The following is a 24,791-nucleotide window of genomic DNA, read 5'->3' as shown; positions in this document are numbered from 1 at the left end:
GGAAAGGGAGAGAAAATAGGTGTAAAAACAGGGTTCGCAAGGAAAATTTTGGGTGAAAAATAGGCTATTTTGAAAAGAAATGGGGAGAATACGTGTTAAATAGGACAAAATAGTTTATTATAGAAGGTAACATCATGTTATGATAAGGACAAGTCAGAATGAAGTTTTTTATATTCGACACAAAAAGTTCATGTTTTCTTCACAAAATGTTCGGGAAATATGATTTAATATATTGGAGTATGGGCGTAGATTAGTAGTAGAATGGGTTAACAATGTTTCTACTGTAATAATATTGCTATATAGAAGCGAATTATTTCATTTGAAATAGGCGCAAAAAGAAAGATGAAAGTTTTAAGAGGGGGTTAGAGTGATGAACCATGCAACAAGTGAGCTGCATGATGAGTCCGCTGTTACAAGTGTACCGGAAACAACTCGGTTACAAGATTTAAAAGCACTCGTTAAAATGGGGATTGTAAACTCAAATACACTTACTGTATTTACAGGATTTTGGTTGGCATTACACTTTAATGGATTAAGTGTAATGGACAATCTGGATAAGTTATTCTTTACAATCGTTGGTTCAGGATTAATTATGGCAGGGGTATGTTGTTTAAACAACTACATTGATCGAGACATCGATCCATTAATGGAAAGAACAAAGACCCGTCCAACGGTTACTGGAAAGTATAAACCAGGATTTGCACTTACATTTGGACTAGTCATATTACTTCTTGGTTTTGTATTTTTATTATTAACAACACCAATGGCAGTCTTAATGGGATTTATTGGTGCTTTCACATATGTTGTTCTATATAGTTTATGGACAAAGAGAAAGTATACACTAAATACTGTTGTAGGTAGTATATCTGGTGCAGTTCCTCCTTTAATTGGATGGGCAGCAATCGATCCATCTTTAGGCCATCCAATTGCTTGGATGTTATTTTTAATTATGTTTATTTGGCAAATCCCACATTTCCTTGCATTAGCAATGAAACGTGTTGATGAATATCGAAATGCAGGAATTCCAATGCTTCCTGTAGTTCATGGATTTGAAATTACGAAACGCCAAATTATGATTTGGACAGTATGTTTATTACCACTACCATTTTATATGAGTGGACTAGGGATAACATTTATGGTAATTGCAACACTGCTTAACATCGGATGGATCGTTTTAGGATTTTATGGCTTCCGTAAGAAAGATGACATCAAATGGTCCGTGCAAATGTTTGTTTATTCCCTAAATTATTTAACAATCTTATTTGTATCAATGATTGTAGTTACATTCTTCTAAGACAACGACATAATTGGATTTCTTTACGTTGAGATTTACTTTACTTAACTATAAAGTACAATCTAATTCACAAGGAAAGTGGGGGTTGTTTGTATGAAGAAACAGTGGCGACTGCTTTCGTTCGTTTCACTGCTGGCTTTACTGTTAGGGGGATGCGGTAAAGCCTTTCAATCTACTTTAATTCCGCAAGGAGAAGTAGCAAAAATGCAATATGATTTACTTCTACTGGCGAGTGCAATCATGGTAGGAGTAGTACTAGTAGTTACTATTATTTTCTTATATGTAATTGTGCGTTTCCGACAAAAGAAAGGTCAGGAAGATTATATTCCAGAGCAAGTTGAAGGGAATCACAAGCTAGAAATTATATGGACAGTTATTCCGATTATTCTTTTACTAATCTTAGCTGTTCCAACAGTTACATATACATTCAAACTTGCTGATGTAAGTGCGATGGAGAAAAAGAATATTGATAAAGATACTATCGTTGTTGATGTAACAGCGAATCTTTATTGGTGGGAATTTTCTTATAAATCAGAAAAGATAGTAACTTCGCAAGATTTGGTCATCCCCACAGGTAAGAAAGTGTATTTAAATTTGAAGGGTGCCGATATTAAACACTCATTTTGGGTTCCATCTTTAGCAGGGAAAATGGATACAAATACAGACAATGTGAACAAAATGTGGTTAAAGGCAGATAAATCGGGCACTTATAATGGTTTTTGTACAGAATTTTGCGGCCCATCACATTCTTTAATGCAATTTAAAGTGAAAGCTTTAGATGAAAGCGAGTACAAAAAATGGCTTGCTGATATGAAGAAGATTGATGGGAAGAAAGAAGTAGCTTCAACAAAGGCGCAAGAGGGCCAAGAAATATTTAATAAAAGCTGTATTGGTTGTCACGCAGTTGGATCTAATGATAGTAGACCACCTTCCGCTCGTATCGCACCAAACTTAGCAAACTTTGCGGATCGCGATATGGTTGCCGGTATTGCCGAAAACAATGAAGAAAACTTAAAAAAATGGCTGAAAGATCCTGAAAATATGAAGCCAGGAAACAAAATGACTGGCAAATATGGCAACTTAACGGATGATCAAATTGATGCATTAAATGCATACTTACAAACGTTAAAAGTTGAAAAGTAAAGAGGGACTATTCGCGAAGGGGAGGTTGAAAACGTGAGTTCTGTAGCAAAAAAACAGGGGATGGGTGCTGTCATATGGGATTATTTAACGACAGTAGACCATAAAAAGATTGCCATTCTCTATTTAATTGCAGGTGGATTGTTTTTTGTAATAGGCGGAATAGAAGCTCTATTTATTCGCCTTCAATTAGCGATTCCTAACAACGCTTTTCTTGTTGGGGATGCTTATAATCAAGTATTAACGATGCACGGTACAACAATGATTTTCCTCGCAGCTATGCCACTCGTGTTTGCATTTATGAACGCCGCTGTACCACTTCAAATTGGTGCACGTGATGTAGCGTTCCCGTTTTTGAATTCACTCGGATTTTGGTTATTTTTCTTTGGTGGAGTATTTTTAAATCTAAGTTGGTTTTTAGGTGGAGCACCTGATGCAGGATGGACATCTTATGCATCTTTAGCTTTAGCCTCTAAAGGTCATGGTGTTGATTTCTATGTACTCGGCTTGCAAATCTCAGGTATTGGTACATTAATTGGAGGAATTAACTTCCTTGTAACCATTATTAATATGCGCGCTCCAGGAATGACGTATATGCGTATGCCGATGTTTACATGGACAACATTTGTAACATCTTCGCTTATATTATTCGCTTTTCCGCCGTTAACTGTAGGATTAGGACTTTTAATGTTAGATCGTTTATTTGGAACAAGTTTCTTTAATCCGGCATTGGGCGGGAATACAATTATATGGGAGCATTTATTCTGGATTTTCGGTCATCCAGAAGTATACATTCTTATACTCCCAGCTTTCGGAATATTCTCAGAAATCTTCGCAACATTTTCGAAAAAACGATTGTTTGGTTATTCATCGATGGTGTTTGCGACTGTATTAATTGGATTTTTAGGATTTATGGTATGGGCGCACCATATGTTTACTGTTGGACTTGGTCCAGTTGCTAATGCTATTTTCTCAGTTGCAACAATGGCGATTGCGGTTCCGACTGGTATCAAAATATTCAACTGGCTCTTTACAATGTGGGGCGGAAGTATTCGTTTTACGACACCAATGATGTGGGCAGTAGCTTTCATTCCATCATTCGTAATGGGTGGAGTTACAGGGGTTATGCTAGCATCTGCACCAGCTGATTATCAATTTCATGATAACTATTTCGTAGTAGCGCATTTTCATTATGTAATCGTTGGCGGTGTTGTATTTGGTTTACTTGCAGGAGCTCATTATTATTGGCCACTGATGTTTAATAAAGTATTAAATGAAACATTAGGAAAGATAACGTTTTGGCTATTCTTTATCGGCTTCCATTTAACTTTCTTTATTCAGCATTTCCTTGGCTTGATTGGTATGCCACGCCGTTACTACACATATCTTGAAGGGCAAGGGTTGGAAATGGGGAATATGATTAGTTCCATCGGAGCGGTGTTTATGGCTCTTGGAACGATTGTTCTTCTATTCAATGTAATTAAAACAACAGTATCAAAAGAAAAAGCTGGTCGTGATCCGTGGGATGCACGTACATTAGAATGGACAATGCCAGCACCGACACCAGAATATAACTTTAAACAATTACCATTTGTTCGCGGATTAGATCCGTTTTGGATTGAAAAACGTGAAGGTAATAAAGAAATGACAGCAGCGGAACCAGTTGGTGATATTCATATGCCAAATCCTTCGTTTTCACCATTTGTCATTTCTTTCGGATTGTTTATAGCGGCATTTGGTGCGATGTATATGCAGGGCGGAAAAGATAAGTTCTGGTTATTAGTAGCAATTATTGGTTTAATCATTACATTTGGCACAATGTTCCTATGTTCAGTAATTGATGATCATGGGTATCATATTCATAAAGAAGATTTAGAGGATAAGGGGGGCAAGGCATAATGCATGTAGATGAAAAATTAACGAATGAAACATTTCCAGCAGAGCCTGAAAAAGCAACCCTTGAAGGGAAAAATAAGTTTGTCGGTTTTTGGTTATTTCTTGGAGGCGAAACAGTGTTGTTCGCTTCCTTATTCGGAACATATTTAGCGTTAAAGAATTCTACAAATGGTGGACCAACATCTCAAGAGATGTTCCAAATGCCACTCGTTTTCATTATGACGATGCTTTTATTAACGAGTAGCTTAACGAGTGTATATGCGATGTATCACATGAAAAACTTTAACTTTAAGAAAATGCAGCTTTGGTTACTAGTAACAGTATTGCTAGGTTTAGGGTTTTTAGGATTTGAGATATATGAGTTTTATCATTATACACATGAATTTAAGCATACTATGAGAAGTAGTGCCTTTGGCTCTGCGTTTTATGCTCTTGTTGGTACACATGGACTCCACGTATTGTTTGGGTTATGTTGGATTTTAACATTAATCTTTAGAAATGCGAAGAGAGGTCTAAATTTATACAATGCACCGAAGTTTTATGTTGCATCGATTTATTGGCACTTTATTGACGTAGTTTGGGTGTTTATTTTCACTGTAGTATATTTAATGGGAATGGTGGGATAAACAATGGCGATAAAGCAAACGAATAATCCTAAAGTTGATCTTGTTTATCGGAAGAGAAAAAGTGCGGAGGAAATGAGGCATCAAGTTATTACGTTTGCATTAATGATTTTTTTAACATTAGTTGCATTTGTAGCAGTGGCGTATCCAAAAACTTTTAGTCCGATTTTCTCTGTACCGTTTATTTTACTATTAGCAGTGGTACAAGTAATTTTTCAATTGTATTATTTTATGCATATGAGTCATAAAGGACATGAAGCAGCAAGTTTCTTTCTTTACTCTGGTCTGCTAATAGGGTTAATTACAATTTTAGCTTTTATGACAATTGTGTGGATTTGAAAAGTGAAAAATAAGGGAGCTTGTGTTGTCACAGCTCCCTCTTCATATTATGAGATAACCTTACGAAGGCAGGTGTGAAAATGAGTAACTTGTGGATATTTGGTTTTCAGGCTTTATGGAGTCCAATCTTTTTATTATTTATGCTTTCGATTCTTATTGGGTACTTCTTAATTATTGGACCATATAGAATGCGATTTGAAAATGCGACGAAGGTAAGTAAGAAGCAAATTTTTTATTTTACGACTGGTATTGTTCTTTTATATTTTGTAAAGGGAGGGCCTATTGATTTAATTGGCCATATTATATTTAGTGCTCATATGTTTGAAATGGCAGTCATGTATATTGCAGTTCCACCGTTACTGTTGCTTGGTATACCAATTTGGTTATATCGTTACATTACTTCTTTTAAGTTCGTTCAAATTATATTAAAGGCATTTGCTAAACCACTTATTGCGTTGTTTGTATTTAACGGCCTGTTTTCTTTTTATCATTTACCAGTTGTTTTTGATACAGTAAAACAAAGTCAAATAGCTCATCCTATTTGTCTCGCTATATTGTTTTTTACAGCAATCATGATGTGGTGGCCGATGTTAAATCCATTACCAGAATATCAAACGTTAAGTGATATAAAGAAACTTGGTTATATGTTTGCTAACGGCATATTATTAACGCCTGCATGTGCGTTAATCATTTTTGCGACAGCCCCGTTATTTGCAACGTATACGGATCCGGCTGCTTGGATGAAAGCGATGGAACTATGTGTACCAGCGGGCACTTTATCAGATTTAAATATAACGGGACCAGAATTTTTGCACTGGATGCCAGTCGTACAAGATCAGCAAACTGGTGGTATCATAATGAAAATTGTCCAGGAAATAGTGTACGGTACAATTATAGGCTATGTATTCTTTAGATGGGCACGTAGAGAACGTGAAAAGGATAAGGAGCAGTTGCAACAATTGCCGCCGTATTTACAGATTAAGTAAAAAAGTGTATGGGATTCCATGCGCTTTTTCTTTTTTAGCTACCTTAAAAAGATTGAATTTTCTAACTTTTTATGTTAAGTTAGTGTAGGCGTGTACTAAAAGTGGAGATAAAATTTACTACTAGCTTTCATGCGTAATAATTCCATATGTAGTGCAAGTTTTTTAGAGAGTTACAAATATATATTGTTATCTTTAATAAACACGAACTATTTTAAGGGGGAGTTTAAATGGGTAGTAGTGGAAGTATGGTAAAGCCGATTAGTGGTTTTTTGACAGCACTAATTCAATATCCAGTACCAGTAGTAGAATCGCGTGCAGACATTGATAAACAAATTCAACAAATCATAAAAACAATTCATTCGACCAAATCAGGTTACCCTGGTTTAGAATTGATAGTATTTCCTGAATATAGTACACAAGGGCTTAATACAAAAAAATGGACTACAGAAGAATTTTTATGCACAGTGCCTGGGCCAGAAACAGACTTATTTGCTGAGGCATGTAAAGAATCTAAAGTATATGGTGTTTTTTCAATAATGGAGAAAAATCCTGATGGTGGAGAGCCATATAATACAGCAGTTATTATTGATCCACAAGGTGAAATGATTTTGAAGTATCGTAAGCTAAATCCTTGGGTGCCAGTCGAGCCTTGGAAAGCTGGAGATTTAGGCTTACCTGTTTGTGATGGACCTGGAGGAAGTAAATTAGCTGTTTGTATTTGTCATGATGGCATGTTCCCTGAAGTAGCTCGTGAAGCGGCCTATAAAGGTGCAAATGTCTTAATTCGTATTTCTGGATATAGTACACAAGTTAGTGAACAATGGATGCTAACGAATCGTTCAAATGCATGGCAAAATTTAATGTATACATTGTCGGTAAACTTAGCGGGTTATGATGGTGTATTTTATTACTTTGGTGAAGGACAAGTATGTAATTTTGATGGGACTACTTTAGTACAGGGTCATCGAAATCCTTGGGAGATTGTTACTGCTGAAGTATATCCAGAACTAGCAGATCAGGCTAGATTAGGATGGGGATTGGAAAATAATATATATAATTTAGGTTCAAGAGGATATGTAGCAACTCCTGGTGGGGTGAAAGAAAATCCATATACGTTTGTAAAAGATTTAGCTGAAGGTAAATATAAGGTCCCCTGGGAAGATGAGATTAAAGTAAAAGATGGATCTATTTATGGATATCCAGTAAAAAAAACGATTCATTCTTAGGGAAGGGAAATAAAACAAGCGCATCATATTGATGCGCTTGTTTTTGTTAATCAATAATTTGAAATTCTTTTAACTCTTTTTCGACATTTTGTAGGAGTTGTTCGCTTTTTTGAAGTACATTCGTTGGGAAAGTCTCATCATCACCATATTCAACGCCGTGAGGATAATAATGTTTTCCTAATAAGGGGGGGAGTAGTTTTACTTCAGCGTGTCTACTGCCAATGTCACCTTCAACAGCAACTCCTTGCACTCGTAAATAATAAACATCCTTTAATATTTCAAATTTATAATCGTATGTAACTCGTTCATAATCCCACTGTCCGGCAAGTACGAAGTGGTTGTTTTCCATGATTTCAGTTAAAAGAGTTAATTCAACGACGGCTCCATTAAATTTCGTATTTGTAAATTGCATATAATACCTCCTTTTTTAATGTTACACCATTATTTTTATAATAGTATGAATAATAAGAAAGTGCAATTCATATTGAGAGAAAAGGGATAATCCAGACTTTTTTCACAAAAATATGATATAGTGAAAAGAGTACGGTACACACAAAAAGAAAGAAAAGGATTTGTGTATATCTCAATTTTATGTTTTGTTCAGGAGGTATATCGTTTGAAGAAATTATTGCGTATCGTAATGATTACATTTTTAATTTTAGCTGTTGATTTATACGGGAAATTACTCGTTTCACAATATATATTAACCCCATCTCAATCAAAGCAAGAAAATAAAATTGTGAAAAAGAAAAAGCAAATTAAGGAAGACTCCTCAGACACTGTTTTAAATATGATTGGTGAAGACTCTGAAAACCTATTAGCGAAGTGGGGAGAACCCTCTCGAATAGAGCCATCTGCATACGGATATGAATGGTGGGTATACAACCAGGATTTAACTCAGTATGTTCAATTTGGAGTTTCTGAACGTAAAGTTGTAACGGCATACGCAGCTGGTGAACAAGTTAAGGTTCCACCTTATTATATAAATGAAAAATATGAAGAAGTATATAAAAAAAGTCCGCTTTCGCATGAAATTTCATTAAAAAGAGGGAAAAATAGTTATCAATTTGAGCTATCTGATACCGAAGTCATGGAACAACCGTTAATACCTGTAGAAGATGGATGGGCGCAATTGTATTTTGATCAATTTACACATGAGCTTGTTGGTGTTCGTTATATGGATGATGAAACTTTATTACGCCAAAGACCGTATCAGCTCGTTTATTCAGGTGAATTAATAGCAGAACAACCATTGACTCCAGAAAAAATAAAACAAGTAGAAAATGGGAATATGCAACAAATTTTTGATTTAACAAATATCATTCGAAGTCGTCATAAATTACCATTATTAACATGGGATCAGGAAACAGCAGATGTTGCTGTTGGTCACAGTAAAGATATGAAAGACAATAATTATTTTTCTCATGACTCACCTACATTAGGTACACTAGGAGATCGTTTGCAGCGCGGGAAAGTAGGATTTCAACTTGCTGGTGAGAACATAGCGGCGCAACATAGTGATGGAATTGCCGCAGTGCAAGGTTGGTTAAATAGTGAAGGGCATAGAAAGAATTTATTAAATGAACAATTTACAGGATTAGGTGTTGGTGTATACGATAAATTTTATACACAAAACTTTATTCGAAAATAAAGCGAAACTGTAAGCGGTGGGGTGTTACATCACCTAATTAGTTACTTCGTATTCACTGAATTGTAGGTGGGAATCTGACCGTATGCAAATAGCAGAAAAAAAGGTGCATGAATCGTCTAAAAATAGGCGAACCATGCGCCTTTTTTTTCTTACTATATAGTAGATATACATGAAGAGGTGAGGATTATGCCAACAACAAAAGGACCGTTACATCCATCGGTTCAACAGTTTAAAGAATTTGTAAACCATCACCCTAAAATGGTTCATGAGGTTAGAAGTGGTCATAAAACATGGCAACAATTTTATGAAGAATGGTACTTACTTGGTGAAGAAGATCCAATATGGGCAACTTATAGACCGGATGGAGCGCCTGCGTTTTCTTCGGTAAAAGAAAATAAAAAAGAAAAAGATAATCGAACTGAAGAGGAAAAAACTGCTGATGTGATGGGGCAAATGCTTTCTTTTTTTAAAAAGTTGGACGTGGAACAAATGCAGAACCATTTAGCCAATGTGACGAGTGCAATTGGGAGCGTGCAACAAGTTATTCAGCAATTTCAAGGTAACCGTACGCAGCAAGAGCAAAGTACTTCAGAAAATAACCCGTTTTTCTTTCAAAAGGATTAGGGGGAAAGATGATGAGAGCAGAAATTATGGAGTTTATAAAGGCTGATGAGGATTTATCTCGTTATATTAGAGAGCAACCGTACTGGTATAGAAAATTAACACGAAATCCTGAAGAAAAAGAGGCTTTTGAGTTAGCGGCGATGCAACATTTCAAAAAAACGATACCAGATAAAGTGGAAAAGTTTCAAAATCAATTGGCCGTTGCTTCGATCATGATTGATATGTTTCAGTATATGAAGCAACAAAACGCAACCTAATTGGAAGTGAAAAATATGTCCGTCATGCAGAACTTTTGTTACAATAGAAGTTGATTATTTAAAAAGGAGTTGCAGCATGACGGAAATTTGTTTAGTACGACATGGACAAACTGATTGGAATTTTCAAGAAATTATTCAGGGGCGAGAAGATATTCCGCTTAATGAAGTTGGTAAGAAGCAAGCGAGTCAAAGTGCAGCTGCTTTACAAGAAGAAACGTGGGATATCATTATAAGTAGCCCGTTAATTAGAGCGCAAGAAACGGCTAATGAAATCGCAACGGCAGTTGGATTACAATCGATTTTATTAGATGAGCGATTTGTTGAACGGAATTTTGGAGAAGCTTCAGGGAAGCCGGTTGCGGCTGTTAGAGAGTTGATTGCTGAGGGTAAAGTAGAAGGTATGGAGCGAGATGAAGAGATTGTAGCTCGTTGCTTTGCTGCTTTAGAAGATGTTGCGACAACTCATTTTGGCAAACGTATTATTATTGTTGCTCACTCACACGCGATAAAAGCGATTTTACATGCCATTGAACCAGATGAAATTACATTTAAGACACCATTAAAAAATGCGTGTATTAGTTATGTGAAACAAAATAGTGGAAAATGGGATGTTCTTAAATATAATATAGCGGAACATATTAATGTATAAGTGTGTACGGATATAGTGTAAAAATAGTTACGTTATATCTTTCTTTTGAGTAAGTCACTTCAATTAGTAGTTCTAATCTAAATGTGGTATGATGGATACTCGGAGGTGTCTCTCATGATTGTAGCGACGCTAGAAAGCGTATTAATATTAGATAAGGCAGAGCAGCTTGCAAAAGCGATTATCTGTTCAGATATAGCAGAAGATTATCGTAAGTATTATAGAGAATTACATGAAGATATGGAACTTCAGACGCTAATTCAGCAATTTACAGCGATGAAAGAACGGTATGAGGAAGTACAGCGTTTTGGAAAATACCATCCTGACTATACTACCGTGTCGATGAAAATGAGAGAATTAAAGCGTTCTGTGGACTTACATGATAAGGTTGCAGCTTTTAAAAGAGCAGAAACTGCTTTGCAGAAGTTATTAGACGAAGTTAGTGTAGCAATCGGTTCGGAAGTGTCTTCTTCCATTAAAGTGCCAACAGGAAATCCATTCTTTGATGCTGGTGGCTGTGGTGGAGGTTGTGGTACTGGCGGAGGTTGTGGTTGTAAAAAAACGGGGTGATGTACCCCGTTTTTTAGAAGTTGGAAGAAAACGTATACAGAGTTTGTCCTGTAATGTTATAAATTTCTGATTGGTTTTCATAGAATATAAAATATATGTTTTTAAAAGGAGAAGATGGAGAAGATTATGTTCGGGCAACGACAAAGTATGATTGTTTATTTACATTCATTGAAACATGCCAAGATTTTAAGGAAATATGGTAACATACATTACATATCAAAACGATTAAAATATGCTGTAGTATATTGTGATATGGAACAAATTGAGCATATGATGCATAAGTTGAACAAACTTCCTTTTGTGAAAAAGATAGAACAGTCGTATCGCCCGTATTTAAAAACGGAATTTGAAAATTCCCGTCCTGATCGAGCAAAAGAATACGATTATAGCTAATAGAAAAAATCCCCTGCTAAATTTAGCGGGGGATTTTTCACTTGAAATAACGTGTTATTTCATCGGAGGAATGAAATTGTTCATTCGTAAAATACCAATTAAATGATTAAAAAATAGTTCTTTTTCTGGGAAAGTTGTAGATGGTTTTACAGTAAAGGTAGCCACTTTTTTCCCGAGTTGTTCTGCCGTTTCTTCAAATAAAATGATACGTTTACTTTTTTTATTTTCAAATACAGGAATGCCTTCACGACATATGTATAATGGTTGGAAATCACCAGTAGTAGTTGGTTTTAATATTACAACAAGCGAACACACTTTTTTATCGTTTTTTATCGTTTCAAATTGTAACATATGTGCTATACGTTCTTGATTTGTTTTGGCAATTTCAAGTAATTCATATAAATCAGAGTAGCCTTCTCCAAGTTCTATAAAGCGTTGAATCATATCTTTTCCTCCTCTTTCTTTTACTGTACCATTTCACTTTTTAAATGAAAAGCACACAAAGAAAAAAAACCCTGCATAGCAGGGCCCTTCTTATACTAGCATGTACTAGTAAGAAGGCAAAGGGAGAGGAGAAACCGGAGGAAGAACTTATGGGGAAACGTAAGTCTTCTCCGCGGTTGGCAACAACATCGAAGGTGATGTTGTTATAATTATTTATGTCCAATCTAAATGAAGATATACATAATGAAATTAAATTTTATGTTGGGCTTTTTATTTTTCTTTTTTTTATTTTGTGATAGGATAAAAAAGATAAAGTGGAACTAATATACATATTGGGTTCATATTAGTGAATGATGAGATGAATACATAAAAATAACGAGAGGTTATTTGAGGCCGAGTTTTTCTATAGTTAGGTGAATGTGGTTTGTTAACGGTTACCGAAGTGGGAATGGCTTTCTATAATCGCTCGATAGATTGAAATAAAGGTAGTGACAACAGATGAGAGTAGTTTCAGGAAAATGTAAAGGACACCCACTTAAAGCGGTTCCTGGTAATACAACACGTCCAACGACAGATAAAGTAAAAGAATCTATTTTTAATATGATAGGTCCTTATTTTGATGGTGGTATCGCCCTTGATTTATTTGGTGGTAGTGGTGGTCTTGGAATTGAGGCTTTGAGCAGAGGGATCGATAAAGCAATTTTTGTTGATCGGGATAGTAAAGCGATAAAAGTAATTCATCAAAATTTAGAAAGTTGTAGAGTACAGGAACAAGCTGAAGTATATCGAAATGATGCTGAACGTGCAGTAAAGGCGTTAATAAAACGTGAAATGTCATTCGATCTTATATTAATAGATCCTCCATATAAAGAGCAAAAAATTGTATCTTTAATTAGTGTAATGGATCAACATGGATTGCTACATAGTGATGGATTAATTATGGCAGAGCATGGTAATGATGTAGTTTTACCTAATTCAATAGGAAGGCTTGTAAAAGTACGAGCTGAGAATTATGGGATTACTGCAATATCGATTTATAAGTATGAAGGTGAGGGGACAGAATGACAAGTATAGCTATTTCTTCAGGAAGTTTTGATCCAATTACCCTTGGGCATCTGGATATTATTAAAAGGGGAGCAAAAGTATTTGATGAGGTGTACGTAGTCGTTTTAAACAATTCATCAAAAAAACCATTCTTTTCAGTTGAAGAGCGATTAGAACTAATTCGAGAAGCGACAAAGGATATCCCGAATGTAAAGGTAGATTCGCATAGTGGGCTATTAGTAGAGTATGCAAAAATGCGTAATGCAAATGCAATATTACGTGGTTTACGAGCAGTTTCTGATTTTGAATATGAGATGCAAATTACTTCTATGAATCGAAAATTAGATGAAAATATTGAAACATTTTTTATTATGACAAACAACCAATATTCATTTTTAAGCTCGAGTATTGTAAAAGAAGTTGCGAGGTATGGAGGAAGTGTAGTGGATCTTGTACCTCCTATTGTAGAGCGTGCTTTAAAAGAAAAGTTTCAAACCCCGTTAAAGTGAACGGGGTTTTTCTTTATACGTGCGCAAAAATAATAAAATAACATATAAGTATAGACAAAATAATGTAAAAATTGGTCCATAATGTATAAAAGATGTCCAAATTTCATGTAGTATAGAAGGATGCTCGGATAAAAATACAGGAATATCTTTTGGCATAGGTGAGAAAGAACTCACTTTCTCATAAAATGGTGTCCAAAATACAAATGTAAAAATAGGGGCAAGAATACTTTGAATAATTCGTGCGAAAAAATAGGGTTTAAATCGGATATCTGTTTCAGCTAATATGCTAGCAACTTGTGCCTGAATAGAAAGACCGCTAAATGCTAAAATGAAGCTTGTTACCATAGCTTGTTGTAAGAGCGGTGTTTCATTTATTTGACTAATCATTTGGCTTCCGAGTGTCATTTCGAAAATACCTGATAATATAGGTATACTAAAATCTGTACTTAGTTGGAAGAATGATAAAATATGTTGCATAATAAAAGAAAGAGCTGCTGTAATGTGGAATACAGTAATCATTTTATTTAACACAGAGAATAAAATAATAAATCCGCCAATCATAAGTAATGTTTGAATAGAAGAAACAATGGCATCCCCAAGTAATTTACCAATTGGTCTTTTTTCTTGTAAGCGTGTCTCGTGAAGAATTAAAAAAGGGTTTTGAAAGCGACGTTTTTTTGTAGTGTGTGTATTATTTTTGTAAGCGGTATTATCGCCGTAAAAACGCATAATTAATCCGACAGCAAAGTTACTGAAATAATGGGCAGCGGCTAATATAATTCCTAATTTCGGATTATTAAAAAAACCGATAGACACAGCACCGAAAATAAAAAGTGGATTAGAAGAATTTGTGAAAGAAACGAGGCGCTCTGCTTCAATCTGAGTTAAAAGATTGCTTTTTCGTAGTCTAGCGCTTAATTTGGCGCCTGCAGGGAAACCAGAAGCCATTCCCATCGCCCAAACAAATCCGCCTATCCCTGGAACGCGAAAAAGTGGGCGCATGAGTGGTTCTAATATAACGCCAATAAATTTTACAACACCGATACTAATTAGAAGTTCCGCAATGATGAAAAACGGTAGTAGTGAAGGGAATACAACTTCCCACCATATATTTAACCCGCGAATAGAAGCTTGCAAAGCGGCTTGGGGGTGGAGTACAAGAGAAAAGGTTAAAAATAGCGTTGATATGGTAAGGAAAGCGGTTTTCCATTTTTCATACATGTAAGTAAATCCCCCTTTGTCCCAAAAAACGTTCATTTCAGTATACGTGGATACGTAGTGAATTTAGACCATAAGTATGAAAAAGGAATGAAAAAAATTAAAGGGTGAGAAAAATGAAAGAACCAAAGATTGGTTTAGCACTTGGGTCTGGAGGAGCCAAAGGGTTTGCTCATATTGGTGTAATAAAGGTTTTAAGGGAAGCTGGTATCCCTATTCACATGATTGCAGGAAGTAGTATGGGGGCGCTAATAGGTACGTTTTATGCGGCAAGTAGTAACGTTGAAAGATTGTATAAATTGGCATCTGTTTTTAAGCGGAAGTATTATTTAGATTTCACGGTACCGAAAATGGGATTTATTGCTGGAAAACGTGTCAAAGATATGATTAAAATGTTTACATATAATAAAAATTTAGAAGAGTTAGATATCCCGACGGCTGTTGTGGCTACTGACATATTGAAGGGGGAAAAAGTGGTTTTTACAAGTGGGCCAGTTGCAGATGCGGTGAGGGCTAGCATATCTGTTCCTGGAGTGTTTGTACCAGAAAAAATAGATGGAAGATTATTAGTGGATGGTGGAGTCATTGATCGCATCCCAGTATCGGTTGTGAAAGAGTTAGGGGCCGATATTGTTATCGCTGTTGATGTATCTCCAATTAAGGTGAATGGCGATGTTACGTCCATTTATGACGTAATCATGCAAAGTATTGAAATTATGCAGCATGAGCTTGTAATGAATCGGCAAATTGCATCGGATTTAATGATGCGACCAGCTGTAGAGCAATTTAGTTCACGTGCTTTTACAAACATTGAAGACATTATTCGAGTTGGAGAAGTAGAAGCAGAAAAACATGTTTCAAATATTTATTTATTAATTGAGCAGTGGAAGGAGAAACATAATGTTTAAGCGTTTTCGGTTTATATATGCAATCTTAATAGGGGTTATATTGGCGATGTTACTTGTTTACGTACGTTTACCGTATTATATAACAAAACCAGGAATGGCTGCCAAATTAGAGCCTTATGTTCAAGTTGAGGGTGGAACGAAAGAATCTGGTGATTTTATGCTTGTTACGGTTTCAATGGGACCAGCAAATGTGGTGAATTTAATAGCGGCACAGTTTAATAAATATACACATATTTCGAAAGCGGAAGAAATATTGCAAAAAGGTGAGAGTGATGAAGAATATCAATTTCGCCAAAATTATGCGATGAAAGATTCGCAAAATGCAGCAATTTATAATGCATATAAACGTGCAAATCGCTCAGTATCTTTTGAAAATAAAGGTGTATTAGTTGCTGGTGTGGCAAAAGGAATGCCGTCAGAAGGAAAGCTTAAGCTTGGTGATGTTATTATAGCTGTTGACGGAAAAACATTTGAAAAGACGGAGCAATTTATTGAATATATGACAGGGAAAAAAGAAAACGATGCTGTAAGTATTGAGTACATGAGAAATGGAAAACAATTGAAAGAGAATTTAAATGTAAAGACGATTCCTAATGGGAATGGGCGTGTCGGCATAGGTGTTTCTATCGTTACGGAAAGAGAATTAGTGGTCGATCCGAAAGTGAAAATTAATTCTCATGAAATTGGTGGACCATCCGCAGGTTTAATGTTCACATTAGAAATATATAATCAACTTGTGGAAGAAGACTTAACGAAAGGACATGAAATAGCTGGAACAGGTACAATTAATGAAAAAGGAGAAGTGGGCCCAATTGGTGGTATAAATCAAAAAGTGGTGGCTGCTAGCGATGCCGGGGCTGAAGTGTTCTTTGCGCCAAATGAAAAAGGTGCGGAGAAATCGAACTATAAAGATGCACTTGAGACTGCAAAGGATATTAAAACAAAAATGAAAATTGTACCAGTAGATACGCTGGATGATGCGTTAACATATTTAGAAAAGATGGATAAGGAAAAAACCTCTCTGAAATAGAGATGTTTTTTTATAGGAATTTTGTAGTTGTTTCATCATAGCGAACAGGATGGTGTGTTATATCCTGTTTTAATAGTTGTGTGCGTAACGGTTCGTGCATGATGGAGAAATATACAGAGTTTGCTTTTTTCTCTATATCTAAAGCGGCATGGTCGAATGTTTTTGTATGAGTAAGGATTGGAAGTTCGATTTTTTTCTTGTTTTTTGAAAGGTAAGTTTGTCCTTTTTGTGACATACCTAGCAGGCGAATATATGGTGCGTGTTGTTCTATATTTGCGCTACGTATTTCCTCTTTTGTTGTGTTTGTTAAAATGTGTGTACAAGCTCTTTGTAATCTAGTCCATGTATAACGTTTTGTTTTTAATGCTTCCATGAATGAATAGAAGGAGGAACTGTTTTGTATTTTTGATAAAATACGATGCTCTAAACCTTCTTCTATTTCATATATATGTCGTAAGTCCCCTGGAGACATCGTCATGAGTCTATATTTAAAAAATGAAAAGTATTGTTCCCAATTATGTAATATCCCGTAATTTTGTTTGTAATTTGCTAAAAGCGAAGTGGTTGCCTGTGGGAGAAAAGGTTCAATTGTTGTAAATGATCCTTCTTCGCTAAAGAGTTGTTTTCGGATGCTTGTCGCGCTTGCAATATGTTGGTCATTAAATGTTTCATCATGATAATGAGAGGCAAATCTTTTTATAGTTTGAGCTTGTATAGAGCTATTTTGTGACAGAATTGCTTTCATATATTGGAAGCCTAAAATATTATTTGGTTGTGACATATCTATGTTTTTTTCAGATGTTAAAATGTGTGAGAAAGCATCCGATGTTGCTTTTGCATAACTATTACCAGCGTCCATGAATTGTTTTACAAGGTAGTTAAAAGTCTCTTCTTCGTTTTTTTGTACGGAGATGGTATTATAAAAATTTTCGATTTGTCCATCCTCACTACCGAAACAAATTTCAGAAACACGTAGGGCATTTAAAATGGAAATAGCACCATTTGCGAAGGTTTCAGCCTTTTGTGTTGCAAAGATGTATGGAAGCTCTACAACAAGGTCTACGCCGTTTGCTAAGGCCATTTTAGTGCGATACCATTTGGAAATGAGTGCGGGCTCACCACGCTGTAAAAAAGGACCACTCATAACGGCAATTATTATATCAGATTGTGTTAACTTTTTTGTCTGTTGCACATGATAAAGATGACCGTTATGAAAAGGGTTATATTCAACAACAATACCACCAGCTTTTATGGTAATCTCTCCTTTCGATGTAGCATCTTTTTGAAAAACGTGATACTCTATATATTATTTACTATGATGACTTCATTATAGTGTAAAGAAAAAACTTACACTATAAATGCATTATATCACTTATACCGTGGGGTTTAATCCTCTTGTTTTTCTTCAATGACCACTTTTTGACCACTTCGACCACTTTTTAGTACATTTCCTAGCATTTCAGTTACCTCAATTTGACGTTCTTCATAAACATCAGTATAAATATTTAAAGTTGTAGAAACATTTGTATGACCAAGTAATTTTGAAACAACCTTTGCATTTGCGCCAGAATCGATTAAAATAGTTGTAAACGTTCTTCGGATATCGTGGAATCTAATATACGGTACGTCAATTGCTTCGCACAAAGCATGCATCTGGTAGCGTATCGTATATGGATGCACGATTTTTTTATTTCTTGTACAAATTAATAAATCGAAAGAATTCTCTTTCTTATGACTTCGATATTCTAATAAATCTTCCATTAATTCTTCTGTCATGGGGATTATGCGATTAGATGCTTCGGTTTTTGTCTCGCCTAATTCATACTTACCATCCACAAGTGTTAATGTTCTTTGTACATGAATAGTTTTGTTTTCGAAATTAATATCATCCCACTGTAAAGCTAATACTTCACCAATACGCATACCTGTATGCAATGCTAAAACGAATGCAATATAATAGCTTCCTTGTATTTTTGCATACTCCATAAACTTCATTGCTTCTTCAACTGTCCAACTAGCTTGCGCTTTCTTTTTAACTTTTGGCCGCTTAGCTTTCTTAGCAGGATTAGAGTTAATCATTTCTAACTCTACACCTTTATCAAGGATTTGTTTTAACATAACATCAACGGATGAAATGTATTTGGTTGTTAGACCCTCTTTAAGTAGCTTCTGATGAAAATTATGAACAGTCAGAGGTTTTATATCTGATAACCTCTTCTCGCCGAATTCAGGCATTACACGCGAGCGTAGGATGCGTTTGTATTGATACAATGTTGATGGTCTGCATGAGGATTCTTTCTCTTGCATCCAGATTTCTACGAGCTGAGAAAAGCGAATATCACTATTCTCATAATCTCCATTTGCTAAATCATTTGTGACTCTAGCCACTTCTTCTTGAGCAGCTTTCTTTGTTTTAAAACCACCTTTAGTGATTTGTTTCCGTTTACCTGTGATAGGGTCTTTGCCGACATCCATAGTAAAAGACCACTTCTCACCACGTTTACGAAAGTATGCCATGATTTTTCACCTCGTCATAGTCGTTTTCTAGATACAAACTGTGATATGTGGTAGTGGTATAAGAAATGATAGCATGTAAGCCTAATTTCTGTAAAAGGAAATTTACAGATATAAAAGAAGTGAGCTACAATATTTGTATATTAAATAAAGGAGGGGGAAATATGGAGGAATTTACAAAGGACCCTGGTGGTCACAGAGTAACCGATCCTGGTGTAGGTTGGCATAACGAGCCAGGCGGTGGTGGTTGGAAATACAACGAAGATCCAGGAACCGGATGGAAACCAATTTATGGTCCGGGGACAGGTGTATAAAAGAAAGGGGGGGAGTGAGATTATGAGAAGCTATATAAAAGATCTGGGAGGTTCAAAGGTGATTTCTGACCCAGGAGGAACAGTTGGAAGTCCATTAGTACTTGATCCAGGACCAGGCGGGGGATATACAACTGATCCAGGTGGTGGCTGGCGAAAAGAACCGGGAGGCTTAAGAAAATGAAACGAGATAACTTTGATCCAGGCGGTTTAGGTGGAAGTCAATTGAAGTATGACCCAAATCCGGGTGGAGGGTATTGGAAAGATCCAGGTGGCGGAATGGGGATGTATGATCCTGGGGTAGGTGGAGGATACATAAAAGATCCAGGCACAGGAATATAAAAAAAGAGAGCCAAGTGCTCTCTTTTTTTGTGGGGATTTGTTAATTTTTACCGTTGCGATTGGAAATGTTTTCTACTACAATCGACTCATAACAATTCTTTTTTCTCGTTTAAGAATTGCGTGTAAAACTTGAGTTGTTTACAGAATTGTTCTCGTTGGGATTCATCTAGGCCTGCGAAAACCGTTTGAATTTCATCGAGAACATTTTCTAGGTGCTTTTCACTTGTCGTGAATTTCCGGCCCATTAGTGTATCGACAGAGATATCAAAAAATGACGCGATACGATCTAGCGAATCCAAATCCGGCTCATTAAAATTAGTTTCCAAATTACTAATCTGACTACGGCTTAATTGGACTTTATCGCCGAATTCGGCTTGTGTTAAAGAGCGAGCATTCCTAAATTTTTTTAAATTTTCTCCAAATGTATTCATGCCTTTATTATAAATAAGGCATTATTTTTAGACTATATATACCAAATAATTTGCCTTAAATATTATATTTGCTTAATTTTTTGGACTGTATTTAAAAATAAACTAGAACAAGTGTTCTTTTGATGGTAAAATATTCTTAGTGAAAAAGGAATTTTCGAAAAAAACTTTCTCAACATGATTTGATAATAAACTGAATGGAAGATTCTAAATCTTGTGATAAACTGATTTTAAATATAAAAATAAGAACAAAAAAGACCCATAGCGCAGCAAAAGTAGTGTGCAGCCACTCTTATGCTGTTCCCCTAATACGGTAGGGAAAATACTTGCCATGAGTCAGCACAAGTATAACATATAAACTTAAAAAAAACTTGAATGGTATAGGTTTTCTATTGAGAAAGTTCAGGGAAGGTGTCTCGCGTTCAAAGGAGGCTTCGTTATGAATAAAGTATCTAGTTTAAGTGGTATTGTTTTAGATGATGAATTAAATTCAGTAAAGCTTTCAAAAATCACAAATTTATCACAGTCAAATTTATGGAAAACATTGAATGGAAAAGTACCTATGACTTTCGCAAAATTAGTTAAGATATTGAGTGGTCTTGACTCTGAAGAACAGAAGATGGCAGTGGTTCAAGAATTTTTAAAGTATACAGATAAAGAAGCTGATATAAGAACTGCAATGTATTATTTATATCAGTCAGGTTATACGGAATTACTTCATGATCTTGTTGAGAACGATTATAAACAATCTGTAACTAATAATTATAGAGATATATTCCGAGTTTGTTTAGATAGACAAACTCAATCATTGAGATCGGGAGCGTTTCTTAAAGAAATTGAAACATTACGTACAAAAGTGAATTTAAATAAAACAGGTGTGAATATTCTTGTAAATACCTTAAGTGTATATGGTTATTTTGATTTAGGGGCATATAATGTATTAACTGTTCTCCAAGGAATTATTCAGGAGAAAATTGATAAAATGCCAAAAGGTTTAGAAAAGACATTAAACGAAGTAGAATTAAATATAATCTGTGCATATGCAAGTTTAATGCAAGACGAAGTAAAAACGGCAAGGGAATTATTACAGCATGTACTAGAGAAACAAGAGATTCCGCGTTTATTGAAAGCTACAGCACTTAGTATTTTTGCTGAGAGTTATATTTTCAGTAATCCTGATAAAGCATTGTATTTTTTTGAATTATCGCTTTCAGAATTAAGAAAGATTAAGAATAACAAATCATTACTAAAAAGAAAATTAGTGGAAAATACAACTGCTTTCTGTTGTATTATTCATAATATTCCTGTAAAATCAGAATATATACATGACGACGCTGAAATTGCGTTACAATGTATTCGTCAAAACAAGAACAGTGAAGCTTGCAAAATATTAAATCAAATCAGTAATCGAACTGCAACTCAAGATTTTTATTTATCGATTGCGATGAATGATGAAGAATTGAGAAAAAAGGCATATCACCGGTTCTTAAAGGACGGAAACTTATTCTACATAAAAATTTTTGATATCTTAAAGTGAGGGACAGTGAGAATGAAAAAAATAATTGCTAGTGTAGTTATTGCATGTACGCTCGCATTATCAGTGTTATCGATTAGTTCGGTACCAACTAAAGATAATCAAGCAACAGGAAAAGTAAAAGAAGTACAACTAATGAAAATGGATCCAGGTACTTTAGGATAACAAATAAATTAAAATGCCATTGCATCTAAGGGTGCAATGGCATTTCGTACGTTTAAGGGGTTATTCATTTTCTACATTTTGATATTTTTGAATAATTAAGGATGATGGGGGAAGGGTTAGATGGGGAATTTAATAAAAGAAAAAAATGATATGATGTTAGTTGAAAGTAAAATAGAAGCAGCGTTAGAAAAAAAATATAAAGGCGATAAAGAAGTAATGAAGAAACTTGAGAAAATAAAAAAAGCGATGGTTAGCAAATAAGCTATCTATCGCTTTTTTCTTATAACTCATCTTTAATCATAGCTATTATTTCTTCTCGTTTTTTCGGATCGAGTTCATTAATTTGTAGCATTATTTCTTTAAGTTCGTCTTTTAAGTCTTTAGAATCATTTGAGTTTAAACTTTTATGTTCAGAGATTCCCATGATATAATCCGCTGAAACACCTGATAAACGAGACATCTTTTCAACGGTCTCTCTTGACGGATTTCTTCGACCATTTTCGTATAAAGAAATCATAGTTTTTTTTGCATCTAGAGCTTCTGCGAATTCACGTTGGCTCATTTTGAGAAGTTCTACTCGTATTTCTTTAATTCTAACGCCAATTATATTTTCACTCATTTTAATAATTCCTCCCCTAAAACCATTAACTATAGTTTATGAACCCTCTATATAGAATGTATCAAAAAGGTTTGCTACAAGACAACTAAAATTTTTTTGAATAAAAGGGTTGCTTCAAGCAAACCTTTAGTATATAATCAAATTAACCAAACAAGATGAAGGTGATAAAACATGATGATACTTGATACTGAAAAAGTTAAATCCCTGAGGACACAGTTAGGATATAGTCAAAGTGATGTTGCTGAAAACATCGGATATCGAAACAAATCGATCTACTGCAACCTAGAATTAGGGAACAGACAACCAAGTATTACTAAATTAGTGAAATTAGCAAAATTTTTAAATGTAACAACAGAAGAGATTTTGAAGGAGTCAGTATAAGTTGACTTATTTTTTTACCCGACAGTTTGCTTCAAGCAAACTGTTGAGTATCGTTACCTTTTATGTAGTATCTCAATGAAGTCATCAACTATACATAAAATAAAAAAGGAGTGAAATTCATGTACCAAATTAAACAACTACCATTCGCATTGAAAGCAGAGGATATACAGGAATTCCTCAACATTTCTCGATCAGCTGCATATGCACTTATGAAGAGAGAAGATTTTCCGGTAATTGTAATTGGGAAAAGTAAACGTGTTAAAGCTGAAGATTTCCTTAAATGGGTGGAAGCGCAAAAGGTTGGAGCGAATGCTAGTTAAAACTAAATTTCGGAATTTTAACAAAATTACCGTTTGATAAATAAGGAGGTGATTTAGTGGAAGATACAACATCATTAGTCATATTTGCAATGTTAATCGCATGCGGTTCATGGTTACTTTACATCACTTATGAGCCAATAAAACAATGGGCTTGGAGTGACGTAGAACAAAATAAAAAGACCCATGGCAGTGGGTCCTTTAAGAAAAAACACTTGTTATAAGTATATCACGGAAAGTAGGGAAATAGTACATGCGTTTAACTGAATATCAAGTGCTATTACCTAATAAATTCTGGAACTTAGCAGAGAGCAAGGACGAATTAAAGGAAATGATTGAACAGTATTTCAAAGTTGGTTATCCGCATTATGAAATTCAACGAATAATCAAAAGTGGACAAGCATATGTGGCAGTTTGTATTAGGAGGTAAATATTTATGGCAAACGTAGTAACTGAAATTGGTGGATTAAATTTCAAAGGTAATGTAGTGGATCATGAATGGTTTAATTACATCACTTTTAGTAATGGTAAGCCTCACATTGTAGCAATTATGGTATTGAGTGAAATCGTCTATTGGTATCGTCCTACAGTTATTCGAGATGAATATACTGGCAAGGTTACTTATAAGAAAAAATTCAAATCAGATAAGTTACAAAAGAGTTATCAGCAATTAGCAGAAACATTTGGATTTTCAAAACTACAAGTTAAACGAGCTTGTGACTTATTAGTGGATATGAACTTAATCGTAATCGAATTTAGAACAATTATTGTAAATGAAATCACTTTAAATAATGTAATGTTCGTTGAGCCTAAAGTAAATGAAATAAAAAGCATATCAAGTATGTATCAACAAGTCGAAGAAGACCCTGTTGACTTTGAAGTAAAGAGGGTAGTTACTTCAAAATCAGGTACCTCTTCACATGAAAGTAATGAAGCTCCTGACTTTAAAGTAAAGACAAATACAGAGATTACTACAAAGAATACTACAGAGAATGTAAGTAGTAGTAGCATCTTCTCTTTCTACGAAAATAATTTCGGTATTTTAAATTCATTCATAGCCGAAAGTATTTCGCAATGGGTAAACGATACAAGCGAAGAACTTGTACAAGCAGCTATGGAGCGTACTTTGAAACAGCAGAAGAAATGGAATTATGCTGAGGGCATTTTAAAACAGTGGGTTAATAAAAACATTCGTACTTTAGCTGATGTTAATGCGGCAGAAATAGAGTTTAAAAACAAAGGTAAAAAAGGAGCGAATAGAAATGGCAACGCCAATGAAAAAAATGGCAGAATCCCTGGAATTGAAGGTGAATTACCATTCTGATCAATGTATGAATCACTCTTATGAAATAGGCGGACAAAAAATCATTAAGCCGGTTCAA

35 protein-coding genes are annotated in these 24,791 nt (G+C 35.1%); 28 read left to right on the top strand and 7 right to left on the bottom strand.

Annotated elements, in window-relative coordinates; translation table 11 throughout:
* The first annotated feature begins 370 nt into the window (after positions 1–370).
* The 7 genes from ctaB (at position 371) to ACS2CR_RS13395 (ending at position 7,504) form a co-directional block, all read left to right on the top strand.
* On the top strand, positions 371–1,294 hold the full coding sequence (ctaB, locus tag ACS2CR_RS13425) for a protoheme IX farnesyltransferase (protein ID WP_001015056.1): 924 nt from the start codon (positions 371–373) through the stop codon (positions 1,292–1,294).
* Positions 1,295–1,387: 93 nt separating this feature from the next.
* Positions 1,388–2,437 carry a cytochrome c oxidase subunit II gene (coxB, locus tag ACS2CR_RS13420; RefSeq protein ID WP_000745268.1) on the top strand — a complete coding sequence of 350 codons (1,050 nt, stop codon included), beginning with the start codon at positions 1,388–1,390 and terminating at the stop codon, positions 2,435–2,437.
* A 60-nt stretch (positions 2,438–2,497) separates the two neighbouring features.
* Entirely contained in the window at positions 2,498–4,333 is a 1,836-nt protein-coding gene (gene ctaD / locus ACS2CR_RS13415; protein WP_153602506.1) for a cytochrome c oxidase subunit I, read from the top strand.
* Positions 4,333–4,956 (top strand): cytochrome c oxidase subunit III, encoded by a 624-nt coding sequence (gene ctaE, locus ACS2CR_RS13410; RefSeq protein ID WP_000557861.1) that lies wholly within the window; start codon positions 4,333–4,335, stop codon positions 4,954–4,956. Before ctaD ends, ctaE begins: the two co-directional genes overlap by 1 nt.
* 3 nt (positions 4,957–4,959) lie before the next feature.
* The gene (gene ctaF / locus ACS2CR_RS13405) at positions 4,960–5,292 is read left to right on the top strand and encodes a cytochrome c oxidase subunit IVB (protein WP_000985706.1); all 333 of its coding nucleotides are present in this window, start codon (positions 4,960–4,962) and stop codon (positions 5,290–5,292) included.
* 80 nt (positions 5,293–5,372) lie between these two features.
* Complete coding sequence (ctaG, locus tag ACS2CR_RS13400; RefSeq protein WP_000069022.1) at positions 5,373–6,278, top strand: cytochrome c oxidase assembly factor CtaG; 906 nt, start codon at positions 5,373–5,375, stop codon at positions 6,276–6,278.
* A gap of 227 nt (positions 6,279–6,505) precedes the next feature.
* On the top strand, positions 6,506–7,504 hold the full coding sequence (locus ACS2CR_RS13395; protein WP_000535802.1) for a formamidase: 999 nt from the start codon (positions 6,506–6,508) through the stop codon (positions 7,502–7,504).
* A gap of 46 nt (positions 7,505–7,550) precedes the next feature.
* Here ACS2CR_RS13395 and ACS2CR_RS13390 read toward each other — a convergent pair whose 3' ends face one another.
* Positions 7,551–7,916 carry a YugN family protein gene (locus ACS2CR_RS13390; protein WP_001160947.1) on the bottom strand — a complete coding sequence of 122 codons (366 nt, stop codon included), beginning with the start codon at positions 7,914–7,916 and terminating at the stop codon, positions 7,551–7,553.
* A 204-nt stretch (positions 7,917–8,120) separates the two neighbouring features.
* On the opposite strand from ACS2CR_RS13390, the gene ACS2CR_RS13385 reads away from it, so the two are divergent.
* The 6 genes from ACS2CR_RS13385 (at position 8,121) to ACS2CR_RS13360 (ending at position 11,645) form a co-directional block, all read left to right on the top strand.
* Positions 8,121–9,155, top strand: coding sequence for a CAP domain-containing protein (locus tag ACS2CR_RS13385; RefSeq protein WP_000735378.1), 1,035 nt, complete (start codon positions 8,121–8,123; stop codon positions 9,153–9,155).
* Positions 9,156–9,341: 186 nt separating this feature from the next.
* Complete coding sequence (locus ACS2CR_RS13380; RefSeq protein WP_001143346.1) at positions 9,342–9,779, top strand: YlbD family protein; 438 nt, start codon at positions 9,342–9,344, stop codon at positions 9,777–9,779.
* Positions 9,780–9,790: 11 nt separating this feature from the next.
* Positions 9,791–10,036: a YlbE-like family protein gene (locus tag ACS2CR_RS13375; protein ID WP_001200990.1), complete on the top strand. Its 246-nt coding sequence runs from the start codon at positions 9,791–9,793 to the stop codon at positions 10,034–10,036.
* Between the two features lie 76 nt (positions 10,037–10,112).
* The gene (locus tag ACS2CR_RS13370) at positions 10,113–10,685 is read left to right on the top strand and encodes a histidine phosphatase family protein (RefSeq protein ID WP_000134947.1); all 573 of its coding nucleotides are present in this window, start codon (positions 10,113–10,115) and stop codon (positions 10,683–10,685) included.
* A gap of 114 nt (positions 10,686–10,799) precedes the next feature.
* Positions 10,800–11,252, top strand: a complete 453-nt coding sequence (locus ACS2CR_RS13365) for a YlbF family regulator (protein ID WP_000634366.1) — start codon at positions 10,800–10,802, stop codon at positions 11,250–11,252.
* Between the two features lie 126 nt (positions 11,253–11,378).
* The gene (locus tag ACS2CR_RS13360; RefSeq protein WP_002082261.1) at positions 11,379–11,645 is read left to right on the top strand and encodes a YlbG family protein; all 267 of its coding nucleotides are present in this window, start codon (positions 11,379–11,381) and stop codon (positions 11,643–11,645) included.
* A gap of 54 nt (positions 11,646–11,699) precedes the next feature.
* Here the strand turns inward: ACS2CR_RS13360 and ACS2CR_RS13355 are convergent, their stop codons facing one another.
* Positions 11,700–12,089, bottom strand: coding sequence for a DUF7147 family protein (locus tag ACS2CR_RS13355; RefSeq protein ID WP_153602502.1), 390 nt, complete (start codon positions 12,087–12,089; stop codon positions 11,700–11,702).
* A gap of 498 nt (positions 12,090–12,587) precedes the next feature.
* On the opposite strand from ACS2CR_RS13355, the gene rsmD reads away from it, so the two are divergent.
* The gene (rsmD, locus tag ACS2CR_RS13350; protein WP_001266979.1) at positions 12,588–13,154 is read left to right on the top strand and encodes a 16S rRNA (guanine(966)-N(2))-methyltransferase RsmD; all 567 of its coding nucleotides are present in this window, start codon (positions 12,588–12,590) and stop codon (positions 13,152–13,154) included.
* On the top strand, positions 13,151–13,642 hold the full coding sequence (coaD, locus tag ACS2CR_RS13345) for a pantetheine-phosphate adenylyltransferase (RefSeq protein WP_000200601.1): 492 nt from the start codon (positions 13,151–13,153) through the stop codon (positions 13,640–13,642). The genes rsmD and coaD overlap by 4 nt, the downstream gene beginning before the upstream one ends.
* Here the strand turns inward: coaD and ylbJ are convergent.
* Positions 13,634–14,863, bottom strand: coding sequence for a sporulation integral membrane protein YlbJ (gene ylbJ / locus ACS2CR_RS13340; protein ID WP_000273083.1), 1,230 nt, complete (start codon positions 14,861–14,863; stop codon positions 13,634–13,636). The two genes, coaD and ylbJ, sit on opposite strands and share 9 nt — an antisense overlap.
* 113 nt (positions 14,864–14,976) lie before the next feature.
* Here ylbJ and ACS2CR_RS13335 point away from each other — a divergent pair, with 113 nt between their 5' ends.
* Both ACS2CR_RS13335 and ACS2CR_RS13330 read left to right on the top strand, forming a co-directional pair.
* The gene (locus ACS2CR_RS13335) at positions 14,977–15,768 is read left to right on the top strand and encodes a patatin-like phospholipase family protein (protein WP_000662590.1); all 792 of its coding nucleotides are present in this window, start codon (positions 14,977–14,979) and stop codon (positions 15,766–15,768) included.
* A complete protein-coding gene (locus ACS2CR_RS13330; RefSeq protein WP_000476280.1) occupies positions 15,761–16,798 on the top strand; it encodes a SepM family pheromone-processing serine protease in 1,038 nt (345 codons plus the stop codon). The genes ACS2CR_RS13335 and ACS2CR_RS13330 overlap by 8 nt, the downstream gene beginning before the upstream one ends.
* Positions 16,799–16,808: 10 nt before the next feature.
* Here the strand turns inward: ACS2CR_RS13330 and ACS2CR_RS13325 are convergent, their stop codons facing one another.
* The gene (locus tag ACS2CR_RS13325; protein WP_002103536.1) at positions 16,809–17,990 is read right to left on the bottom strand and encodes a nucleotidyltransferase; all 1,182 of its coding nucleotides are present in this window, start codon (positions 17,988–17,990) and stop codon (positions 16,809–16,811) included.
* Between the two features lie 194 nt (positions 17,991–18,184).
* Positions 18,185–19,315 (bottom strand): site-specific integrase, encoded by a 1,131-nt coding sequence (locus ACS2CR_RS13320; protein WP_153602503.1) that lies wholly within the window; start codon positions 19,313–19,315, stop codon positions 18,185–18,187.
* 161 nt (positions 19,316–19,476) lie between these two features.
* On the opposite strand from ACS2CR_RS13320, the gene ACS2CR_RS13315 reads away from it, so the two are divergent.
* From ACS2CR_RS13315 to ACS2CR_RS13305, 3 genes are read left to right on the top strand one after another with little or no spacing between them, the layout of a single operon-like run.
* Complete coding sequence (locus ACS2CR_RS13315) at positions 19,477–19,626, top strand: hypothetical protein (protein WP_179885222.1); 150 nt, start codon at positions 19,477–19,479, stop codon at positions 19,624–19,626.
* A 22-nt stretch (positions 19,627–19,648) separates the two neighbouring features.
* Positions 19,649–19,807, top strand: a complete 159-nt coding sequence (locus ACS2CR_RS13310; protein ID WP_309567718.1) for a hypothetical protein — start codon at positions 19,649–19,651, stop codon at positions 19,805–19,807.
* Positions 19,804–19,965, top strand: a complete 162-nt coding sequence (locus tag ACS2CR_RS13305; protein WP_000817551.1) for a hypothetical protein — start codon at positions 19,804–19,806, stop codon at positions 19,963–19,965. The genes ACS2CR_RS13310 and ACS2CR_RS13305 overlap by 4 nt, the downstream gene beginning before the upstream one ends.
* 86 nt (positions 19,966–20,051) lie before the next feature.
* On the opposite strand, the gene ACS2CR_RS13300 is transcribed toward ACS2CR_RS13305, so the two are convergent.
* Positions 20,052–20,396, bottom strand: a complete 345-nt coding sequence (locus tag ACS2CR_RS13300; RefSeq protein WP_098317534.1) for a helix-turn-helix domain-containing protein — start codon at positions 20,394–20,396, stop codon at positions 20,052–20,054.
* A gap of 436 nt (positions 20,397–20,832) precedes the next feature.
* Between ACS2CR_RS13300 and ACS2CR_RS13295 the strand changes: the two genes are divergently transcribed.
* The 3 genes from ACS2CR_RS13295 to ACS2CR_RS13285 all read left to right on the top strand — a co-directional run bounded on the left by ACS2CR_RS13295 (position 20,833) and on the right by ACS2CR_RS13285 (position 22,353).
* Positions 20,833–21,930: an AimR family lysis-lysogeny pheromone receptor gene (locus ACS2CR_RS13295; RefSeq protein WP_153602504.1), complete on the top strand. Its 1,098-nt coding sequence runs from the start codon at positions 20,833–20,835 to the stop codon at positions 21,928–21,930.
* Positions 21,931–21,942: 12 nt separating this feature from the next.
* A complete protein-coding gene (locus tag ACS2CR_RS13290; RefSeq protein WP_000719898.1) occupies positions 21,943–22,092 on the top strand; it encodes a hypothetical protein in 150 nt (49 codons plus the stop codon).
* A 120-nt stretch (positions 22,093–22,212) separates the two neighbouring features.
* Positions 22,213–22,353, top strand: coding sequence for a hypothetical protein (locus ACS2CR_RS13285; protein ID WP_193435349.1), 141 nt, complete (start codon positions 22,213–22,215; stop codon positions 22,351–22,353).
* 19 nt (positions 22,354–22,372) lie between these two features.
* Here the strand turns inward: ACS2CR_RS13285 and ACS2CR_RS13280 are convergent, their stop codons facing one another.
* A complete protein-coding gene (locus ACS2CR_RS13280; protein ID WP_061529022.1) occupies positions 22,373–22,711 on the bottom strand; it encodes a helix-turn-helix domain-containing protein in 339 nt (112 codons plus the stop codon).
* Between the two features lie 171 nt (positions 22,712–22,882).
* On the opposite strand from ACS2CR_RS13280, the gene ACS2CR_RS13275 reads away from it, so the two are divergent.
* The 5 genes from ACS2CR_RS13275 to ACS2CR_RS13255 all read left to right on the top strand — a co-directional run bounded on the left by ACS2CR_RS13275 (position 22,883) and on the right by ACS2CR_RS13255 (position 24,733).
* Positions 22,883–23,092, top strand: a complete 210-nt coding sequence (locus tag ACS2CR_RS13275; RefSeq protein WP_061529023.1) for a helix-turn-helix domain-containing protein — start codon at positions 22,883–22,885, stop codon at positions 23,090–23,092.
* A gap of 119 nt (positions 23,093–23,211) precedes the next feature.
* Positions 23,212–23,412: a helix-turn-helix domain-containing protein gene (locus tag ACS2CR_RS13270; RefSeq protein WP_074565566.1), complete on the top strand. Its 201-nt coding sequence runs from the start codon at positions 23,212–23,214 to the stop codon at positions 23,410–23,412.
* A 56-nt stretch (positions 23,413–23,468) separates the two neighbouring features.
* Positions 23,469–23,633: a hypothetical protein gene (locus tag ACS2CR_RS13265; protein ID WP_000390305.1), complete on the top strand. Its 165-nt coding sequence runs from the start codon at positions 23,469–23,471 to the stop codon at positions 23,631–23,633.
* A gap of 29 nt (positions 23,634–23,662) precedes the next feature.
* On the top strand, positions 23,663–23,839 hold the full coding sequence (locus tag ACS2CR_RS13260) for a hypothetical protein (RefSeq protein WP_001241124.1): 177 nt from the start codon (positions 23,663–23,665) through the stop codon (positions 23,837–23,839).
* A gap of 6 nt (positions 23,840–23,845) precedes the next feature.
* Entirely contained in the window at positions 23,846–24,733 is an 888-nt protein-coding gene (locus ACS2CR_RS13255) for a DnaD domain-containing protein (RefSeq protein ID WP_438906064.1), read from the top strand.
* Positions 24,734–24,791 lie beyond the last annotated feature (58 nt).

It is taken from the genome of Bacillus cereus group sp. BceL291, assembly GCF_051776705.1.
Classification (GTDB): Bacteria; Bacillota; Bacilli; order Bacillales; family Bacillaceae_G; genus Bacillus_A; species Bacillus_A cereus.
This window is presented reverse-complemented; position numbering and strand designations above follow the sequence as displayed.